A 9,052-nucleotide genomic window follows, 5' to 3' on the forward strand; every position below is an offset into this window, starting at 1 on the left:
GTCTACACATTGATTTCAATTGATATAAAATTGAAGTCAACACTTTTCTGTGCTCATTTATTTTGATAATAAGTGGGTAATGTTAATACAATTAATCAAATTATCTGTGTTAGATAAAATCATAAAATTTAGTATCCAAAACAAAATTGTTATTGGAATTATGACTGTATTGTGGATTATCTGGGGCGTATGGAGCGCAACAAAATTGCCAATAGATGCGGTACCCGATATTACCAACAATCAAGTCCAAATTATTACGGTCAGCCCTACTCTAGCTGGTCAAGAAGTAGAACAATTGGTCACTTTTCCAATTGAGCAAAGTATTGCGAATATTCCTGATATCGAAGAAACAAGAAGTATTTCTCGTTTTGGTTTATCTGTGATTACGGTAGTGTTTAAAGAAGATGTAGATATTTATTTTGCGCGTCAATTAGTCAACGAAAAATTAAAAGAAGCACAAGAAGACATTCCGCAAGGTGTTGGCATTCCCGAATTATCACCTGTGAGTACTGGTCTTGGAGAAGTCTATCAATATATTTTACATCCTAAAAAGGGAAGTGAGAAAAAATACAATTCAAAACAATTGCGCGAAATGCAAGATTGGATTGTTCGTAGACAATTAAACGGAACGCCTGGTGTTGCTGAGATCAATAGTTTCGGTGGAGAATTGAAGGAATACGAAGTTGCTTTAGATCCGAATAGATTGCGCGCAATGGGAATTAGTGTATCGGATATTTTTGATGCCTTAGAAAAAAATAATCAAAATACTGGAGGAGCTTACATCGATAAGAAGCCAAATGCTTACTTTATTCGAGGAATTGGAATGGTAACTTCTTTAGATGATGTAAAATTAATTCCTATAAAAAATGCGACGGGAACTGTTCCTATTTTTATAAAAGATGTAGCTGATGTAAGACTAGGACATGCCATACGATACGGAGCAATGACTTACAATGGTGAAGTAGATGCTGTTGGTGGTGTTGTGATGATGTTAAAAGGTGCGAATTCTAATGAAGTAGTTAATCTAATTAAAGAAAAAATACCAACAATTCAAAAATCGTTACCAGATGATATCGTTATCGAGCCTTTCCTTGATCGAACGAATTTAGTAAATCGTGCAATTAAAACAGTAGAAAAAAATCTGATCGAAGGTGCATTAATTGTCATTTTTGTATTGGTTATTTTTCTTGGTAATCTAAGAGCTGGTTTAATCGTTGCATCTGCCATTCCTCTATCCTTATTATTTGCATTAGGAATGATGAATGTTTTTGGTGTGAGTGCGAATTTAATGAGTTTAGGAGCTATTGATTTTGGATTGATAGTCGATGGAGCCGTTATTATTGTAGAAGCGACTTTACATCATCTTGGACTTAGAAAATCAACGCATCGATTAACCCAAAAAGAAATGAATGAAGAGGTTTTTCTTTCAGCTTCAAAAATTAGAAATTCAGCCGCTTTCGGGGAAATTATCATACTTATTGTCTACATTCCTATTCTTACATTGGTTGGTGTAGAAGGAAAAATGTTTACACCAATGGCTAAAACAGTTGGTTTTGCAATTCTAGGTGCATTGATTCTTTCGTTAACGTACATCCCAATGATGAGTGCTTTATTTTTATCAAAAAAGCCTACTCTCAAAGCTTCTTTTTCAGATAAAATGATGGTGAAAATCCATAAAATTTATGAACCATTATTAGAAAAAGCAATCCGAATCAAATATTGGTTAGTTGGTATTACAGTTGCAATTTTTGCATTATCAGTTATTCAATTCAGAAATATGGGGGGCGAATTTATTCCGCAATTACAAGAAGGTGATTTTGCTTTTCACTGTATTTTACCACAAGGAAGTTCCTTAACCCAAAGTTTAGAAACATCCATGCAAGCTTCTCGAATTTTAAAAGAATTTGATGAAGTAAAAATGGTCGTTGGTAAAACAGGTTCCGCTGAGGTTCCTACAGATCCTATGCCTCCTGAAGCAACAGATATGATTGTGGTTCTAAAACCAAAAGACGAATGGAAACGTAACATTTCTTATGAAGAATTAGGTGATGAAATGATGGAGAAACTAGAGGTTATTCCTGGTGTTTTTTTTGAAAAAAATCAACCAATTCAGATGCGTTTTAATGAATTGATGACAGGAATTCGACAAGATGTAGCTGTCAAAATTTTTGGCGAAAATTTAGATTCTCTTTCTTATTATGCAGATAAAACCTCAAAAGCAATTCAATCTGTTGAAGGTGTTACAGCACCCCAAGTAGAACGCGTAAGTGGTTTGCCTCAGATTAATGTCGAATATGACCGAATCCGAATGGCAAATTACGGATTAAATATTCAAGATGTAAATGATATGTTGAGTACAGCATTTGCTGGAAAAACAGCTGGACAAGTTTTCGAGAATGAACGACGCTTTGATTTGGTTGTTCGATTGGATAGTGTGCATAGAAAAAGCATTGATGACATTAACAATTTAATGATTCCTACAAGTTCTGGCAATCAAATTCCAATCTCTCAGGTGGCAAATGTGAGTTATAAATTAGGCGCTTCTCAAATTAGTCGCGAAGAAGGAAAACGAAGAATTGTAATTGGTTTCAACGTAAAAGATAGAGACGTACAATCAGTTGTAAAAGATATTCAGACAAAATTAGACAACGAAATCAAATTGCCTTCAGGCTATTATTTCACCTATGGAGGGCAGTTCGAAAATCTACAAGCAGCTAGTCAACGTTTGATGATTGCAGTACCAATCTCCTTATTATTAATTTTTATGTTATTGTATTTCACATTTCATTCATTCAAACAAGCTGCATTAATTTTTACAGCAATTCCAATGAGTGCAATCGGAGGTATTTTTGCATTAATTATTCGCGATATGCCATTTAGTATTAGTGCCGGAATCGGTTTTATTGCTTTGTTTGGAGTAGCTGTTTTAAACGGAATTGTTTTAATTGGAACATTCAATCAATTAGAAAAAGAAGGAGAAAAAAATATTCTAAAACGAATAATGGAAGGAACTAATATCCGATTACGACCAGTATTAATGACAGCAACAGTAGCATCGTTAGGATTTTTACCGATGGCAATTTCCACAGGCGCAGGTGCCGAGGTTCAAAAACCTTTAGCAACAGTTGTCATTGGAGGATTAATCACAGCTACTTTTTTAACCTTATTTGTATTACCAATGTTATATTTAATATTCAATTCAAAACTTCCGAAAATAAAATTGAATTCAAAAAATACACTTCCATTCCTTGTAATCGGGATGTTTTTAATGGGACAATCTACTCAAGCGCAAACTCGTTCAATTAATATTCAAGAAGCTCAACAAATTGCAATTGAAAATAATCCATTAATCAAAGCAAATGAACGAAGTATCTCATCAAGTGAAGCTTTAAAAGGAACCGCAAATGAATTACCAAAATTAAATGTGGAAGCACAACTTGGGCAATATGCGAGTCCAAAATTTGATTATGGTTTATCTATTTCTCAAAGTATTCCATTTCCAACGATTTTTAAACACCGAAAGGCAGTGTTAGAATCAGAAGTGAATAACAAGAAGATACAAAAGGAAGTGACAACAAACGAATTGTTGAAACAAGTGAGAACCTATTTCTATCAGATCGAATATTTAGAATATAACCATGATCAACTCGAACAATTAAATAAACTTTATTTAGAATTTATTCGAATTGCTTCGGTTCGATTTAATGCAGGTGATATTAAGAAAATCGAAATTAATACGGCAGAAACACAACAAGGAGAAATCAATTTGTTGCTGAAACAAAACAAAGTGTATTTAGCAAATGCGTACAAAAATCTTAACGTATTATTGAATACCGAAGAAGATTTTACAATTACCAAAGAGACGAATTATATTCCATTAAAATTGAGTGGAATTTTAGACGGTTCTACAATTGAGCATCATCCTACTCTAAAAGCTTTTTACCAACAGATGGAAATTACAGAACGAAACAAAGATGTCTTAAAAGCCGAAGGTTTACCAGAATTCTCACTTGGTGTAAACAGTTTATCGATGATTGGAATGCACGAAAAAAATGGAGTTGAAAGGTATTACAATGGTCTTGATCGTTTTACTTCAGTAAACCTTGGTGTAGCAATTCCCTTAACGTTTGGTGCTACAAAGGCAAAAATCAAAGCATTGGAATATGATAAACAAGCCATTCAAGAAACAGCCAATTTTCAAAAACAACAGCTAAAGATTCAACTTGATAATTCGATTAATCAATATCAGCAAGATTGGGAACAATATGAATATTACGTAAACCAAGCCATTCCAAATGCAGAAAAAATTGTAAAGGCAGCTCAATTGGGTTACAAAACTGGTGAAATCTCGTATGTCGAATATCTTTTTGCATTGCAAACCGCAACGGATATTCAATTAAAATATCTTGAATCGATACAACAAGTCAATCAAACTGTTGTCAATATTAATTCTATCATCAATCAATAAAATGAAAACAATAAAGATTATTATCTATAGCGTGTTAGCCATATTATTTCTAAGTAATTGTACCAAAGAAACAAAAACGGCACAACCTACAGAAGAAAAAGAAGCTGAGCACGAAGAAGCTCCACAAACAATTGCTACGCTAACAGAAGAACAAATGAAGGCTGTTGGTGTAAAACTGGGAACAATTGAAGTAAAGGAGTTAACAGCTATGATTAAAGCAAATGGAATTTTAAACGTTCCGAATAGCAATATGGCAAGTGTTGCATCCATGTTTGGTGGAGTAATACAAACCTTACCCATTCAGGAAGGTTCATATGTCAAAAAAGGACAAGTAATTGCGACAATTTCAAATCCAGAATTTATTCTAACACAAGAGCAATATTTAACTGTTTTGAGTCGAATTACCTATGCAGAGCAAGAATTTAGACGACAAAAAGAATTGTTTGATAACGATGCTGGTGCAAAAAAGAATCTTCAGAACTCTTCTGCTGAATTGAAAACATTACGTTCTCAAAAAGCATCTTTGTCTCGTCAACTGCAAATGATGGGAATTAATCCTTCTAAAGTAAGCAATGCAAATTTGAAAAATGGAATGGTAATTACAGCACCAATTAGTGGAACGGTAAGTAAAATTATTGCGCAAATAGGGAGTTATGTAGATGTCTCGTCTCCTGTCGCTGAAATCATTGATAACAGTTCTATTCACTTAGATTTACAAGTTTTCGAGAAAGATTTACCTAAAATGAAAGTTGGTCAAGTTATTCAATTTGAATTAACAAATAATCCAGGAAACAGTTACGAAGCAGTCGTTTACAGCATTGGTTCTTCTTTCGAAAATGAAAGTAAAACCATTGCAGTACATAGCAAAGTACGAGGAAATAAATCTGGATTGATAAATGGAATGAATATTACAGGAGCCGTAAGCTTAAGTAATTCCTCTACACCTGCTGTTCCCAATGATGCAATTGTAGAAGCGGATGGTAAATTTTACATCTTTGTCAAAACAAACAAAAAAGTAGAAGAGCATACAGATGAAGAAAGTAAAGATCCGAACGAAAAGAACAAAGAACATAAAAATGAAACATCGATAAACTTTGAAAAAATCGAGGTTGTAAAAGGTTCTTCAGATATGGGTTACACAGCTATTACAACCGTAAATGAAATTGATCCAACTGCACAGATTGTTGTAAAAGGAGCCTTTTTCGTTAATGCTAAATTAAGTAATTCTGGCGATCACGGACATTAAAAACAATTCAAATAAATTGAGTTGTTCCCCTAACTAACTTCCAATAAAAAGTCCGATAGACAATATGTTTATTGGACTTTTTAGTAGTTGTAATAAATAAGTAACTATTTAATTCGTAATTCAAAAATCTCAAATACTTTTTTATGATATGATACTCATCAAAACTTATCATCTAGCTGTTATTCTGGGCTTGTCTCAGAATCGCATTTAATTTGCTGTTCTTAAGCTAGCAGATTCCTCATCCGTTCTCACTACTTCGGAATGACAACTGGTTTTTGTTATTCGTTATTATCGTCTAAGTCTTCGATACAACGTTTTGAAAACTTCACTCTGAATGACAGTAATGAGAAGCTGAAATGAATTCAGCTTGACAATTTGTGTCATTTCGAGGTATCGAGAAATCTTTTGTCACTTTTTTTATTAATTGAACATCTATTTTAATTACCGGTATTCATATGTCCTACGGGGAAGCTCATCCAAAAAACATTTGAAATTAAAAGGAGGAGCCATGGTATGGCTCAGGTAATTCAACTAACTAAATTATCTCCATAAAGTTGGCAACTCGCTCCACTCAAACACTCCAACTTTTTTTATTCCAATGATTTAGAGTTGAATTACATTTTGATTCTAAATCGTCGGAGTTTTAGTTCCTTTTTCAATACTCAAATTCACATTTAACAACGGATTTTCTGTCATTCTGAGCTTGTCTCAGAATCGCATTCAATATATCATTTCGAGGTATCGAGAAATCTTTTGTCACTTTTTTATTCATAGCTTATCTATTTTAATTATCGGTATTCATATGCCCTTCGGGGAAGCTCATCTAAAAAACATTTGAAATTAAAAAGAGGAACCATGGTATGGCTCAGGTATTTTAAATAATTTATTTCCATAAAGTTGGCAACTCGCTCCACTCAGACACTCCAACTTTTTTTATTCCAATAATTTAGAGTTGAATTGCATTTCGATTCTAAATCGTCGGATTTTTCTAATTCCTTTTTAATAACATTTGAAATTAAAAATTCTTTAATGTCACTTTTTAATTGACTAAAAAGTAACCAAAAAGTCAAGGCTGTAAACCTCTCTACTAAAAATGTTCTCATTCCACTAAAGATTTTAAAAACCCTACGGGCTAAAATCTTTTTAACGTTACATTTAAACATTTTCTTAACGTGAGAGTTTTAATGCCGGTTTCTCATCCTTTTTCAATATTCAAATTCCTTGTCATTCAGAACTTTCAAAGAATCTCATATCTAATTGTTCATAAAAACATTTTACATCGTAAATCCCATATCAAAAACCTTATACATACATTCTACTGCCACCCTACTGCCACTATGTTGCCTTTATCCTGCCTTTATCTTGGGAGTATCCTGCTACTATTTATAGATGTCCCGTCCTAAAATAACTATACATGTTTTTAAATAAATCCTGTTATAGTTATACGCTAATTGATGCCATTGCATTTTCATAGGGATCATCTTTTTCGGTCATACTTTCATACACTTGCAATTTGTATATAGCTAATTCAGTACAAGTCTTAATGTACTTCCAAACTTCAGGATTGTTCTTATTGGTTTGCAATGAATCAATTCTCTGAACCAGAAAGTCATTTGTTTATATGCTTAGTTGATCAATTACATAGACTTTTTCGATGTTTAAAATAAGCCATAAAAATCTAATTAGAAGGGTATAGATGTTTTCATAAACATTGTTTTTTTTAGATGAAAACAGTAGTAGATTTCAATGTAAATTACTTATTTTAAACTCAATTACGTTTGTAAATTATCACAAATCATTAATCGATTACTCCATGAAATGTATGAATTTATAAATTTCGCACATTTATACAGCGTGATAGTGTATCTTTTCCATAGTAAATTAAAAAATTAACATTTACTAAATCATTATTTATCAATCATATAAACAATTACAGGTGACACTTTTATAAAATCAACATAGTCTTTATGTTTTTGACGTGCTTCTTTATTGTTTTAATAATTATGCCTTCTAATTTTAAGCTAAGAATATTAATAATCCTAAAATACACGACTATGAAAACAAAAAATTACTTATTCAAAACTGATGTTAGATGTTAGATGTTAGATGTTAGATGTTAGATGTTAGATGTTAGAAAGTTATTTTTTATGAATTAAAACTACTAAAAGATGAGAAAAATTGCACCGTTTATACACACACTCATCTGCTACCTATTTATTATTTTGTTTATTTATGCAGCTGTGAGTAAACTGATGGATTTTGAGAATTTTCAAATTCAATTGGCACAATCACCATTACTAAGTGCATACGCAGGATTTATTTCTTACGCCGTAATTATTGTGGAAATTGTAATTGTATTATTACTTTGTATCAAGCAAACACAACAAATTGGGTTGTATGCTTCTTATGGTTTAATGCTTGCATTCACTGTTTATATTTATCTAATTATTAATTACAGTGATTTTGTCCCATGTTCTTGTGGTGGAATTCTAGAGAAACTGGGATGGACAGAACATTTGATATTCAATCTCGTTTTTGTTGGATTAGCTGTAATTGCTATTTACTTGTGTAAAACAGCAATTTATCAAAAAAGTAAACGAAAGCTATTTGTTAACTTCTTTGCTATTTCGATTGTTTCAATTGGAAGTGTTATTATGCTATTTCTTACATCTGAACACATCATCAAACAAGAAAATAATTTTACAAGACGATTTATACCGCATGCTATAAAAAATAGGACATCTATTAATCTAGGAGCTAATTCATATTATTATGCTGGTTACAATGATAATGTTATTTTTCTAGGAAATTATACATCGCCCAGTTTAGTTACTTTAGTTGATTTGAACCTTACAAAAATTACGACTAAAAAATATAAATTAGAATATCCTCATCAAGCTAAAAATATAAAAATTCAAATATTAAATAATTCTATTTTTTCTTTTGATGGTAGCTCATCATTAATCTATTCAGGAAAATTAACCGATTCTATTAGTAAGTGCATTAGCTATCCAAAAATGTATTATAATCAAATAATAGCTATTGACTCCTCTAATTTTATAATTAAATCATTGCATTCTAAAACTAAGAACCAAACATTAGGAATAATATCATTAAACAACATTCCATATTTAAAATTAAAACCCAATATTTTGAATAAACAAATTGATGGAACATTTGATTTAGATGGCTTACTATTGGTTGATCCTATAACTAATAAAATCTTGCATTTTTATCATTATAGAAATCAAATCATGGTAATGGATATCCCCCTGAATTTTCCAGTGTAAGTTAAGCTACATTTTTTAAAAATTGTAAATTATTATTAAACTCAAAAA

Annotated in this window: 3 protein-coding genes; all 3 read left to right on the forward strand. The window is 31.8% G+C overall.

What is annotated here, in order from left to right:
* The first annotated feature begins 106 nt into the window (after positions 1–106).
* Complete coding sequence (locus tag HXZ74_RS06730) at positions 107–4,468, forward strand: CusA/CzcA family heavy metal efflux RND transporter (RefSeq protein ID WP_286474500.1); 4,362 nt, start codon at positions 107–109, stop codon at positions 4,466–4,468.
* Position 4,469: 1 nt separating this feature from the next.
* Positions 4,470–5,714: an efflux RND transporter periplasmic adaptor subunit gene (locus HXZ74_RS06735; protein ID WP_286474493.1), complete on the forward strand. Its 1,245-nt coding sequence runs from the start codon at positions 4,470–4,472 to the stop codon at positions 5,712–5,714.
* Positions 5,715–7,882: 2,168 nt separating this feature from the next.
* Positions 7,883–9,004, forward strand: coding sequence for a MauE/DoxX family redox-associated membrane protein (locus HXZ74_RS06740; RefSeq protein ID WP_286474494.1), 1,122 nt, complete (start codon positions 7,883–7,885; stop codon positions 9,002–9,004).
* The last annotated feature ends 48 nt before the right edge of the window (positions 9,005–9,052 follow it).

Origin of the sequence: Empedobacter sp. R750, from assembly GCF_030324345.1 — a bacterium.
In the GTDB taxonomy this organism is placed as follows: domain Bacteria; phylum Bacteroidota; class Bacteroidia; order Flavobacteriales; family Weeksellaceae; genus Empedobacter; species Empedobacter falsenii_C.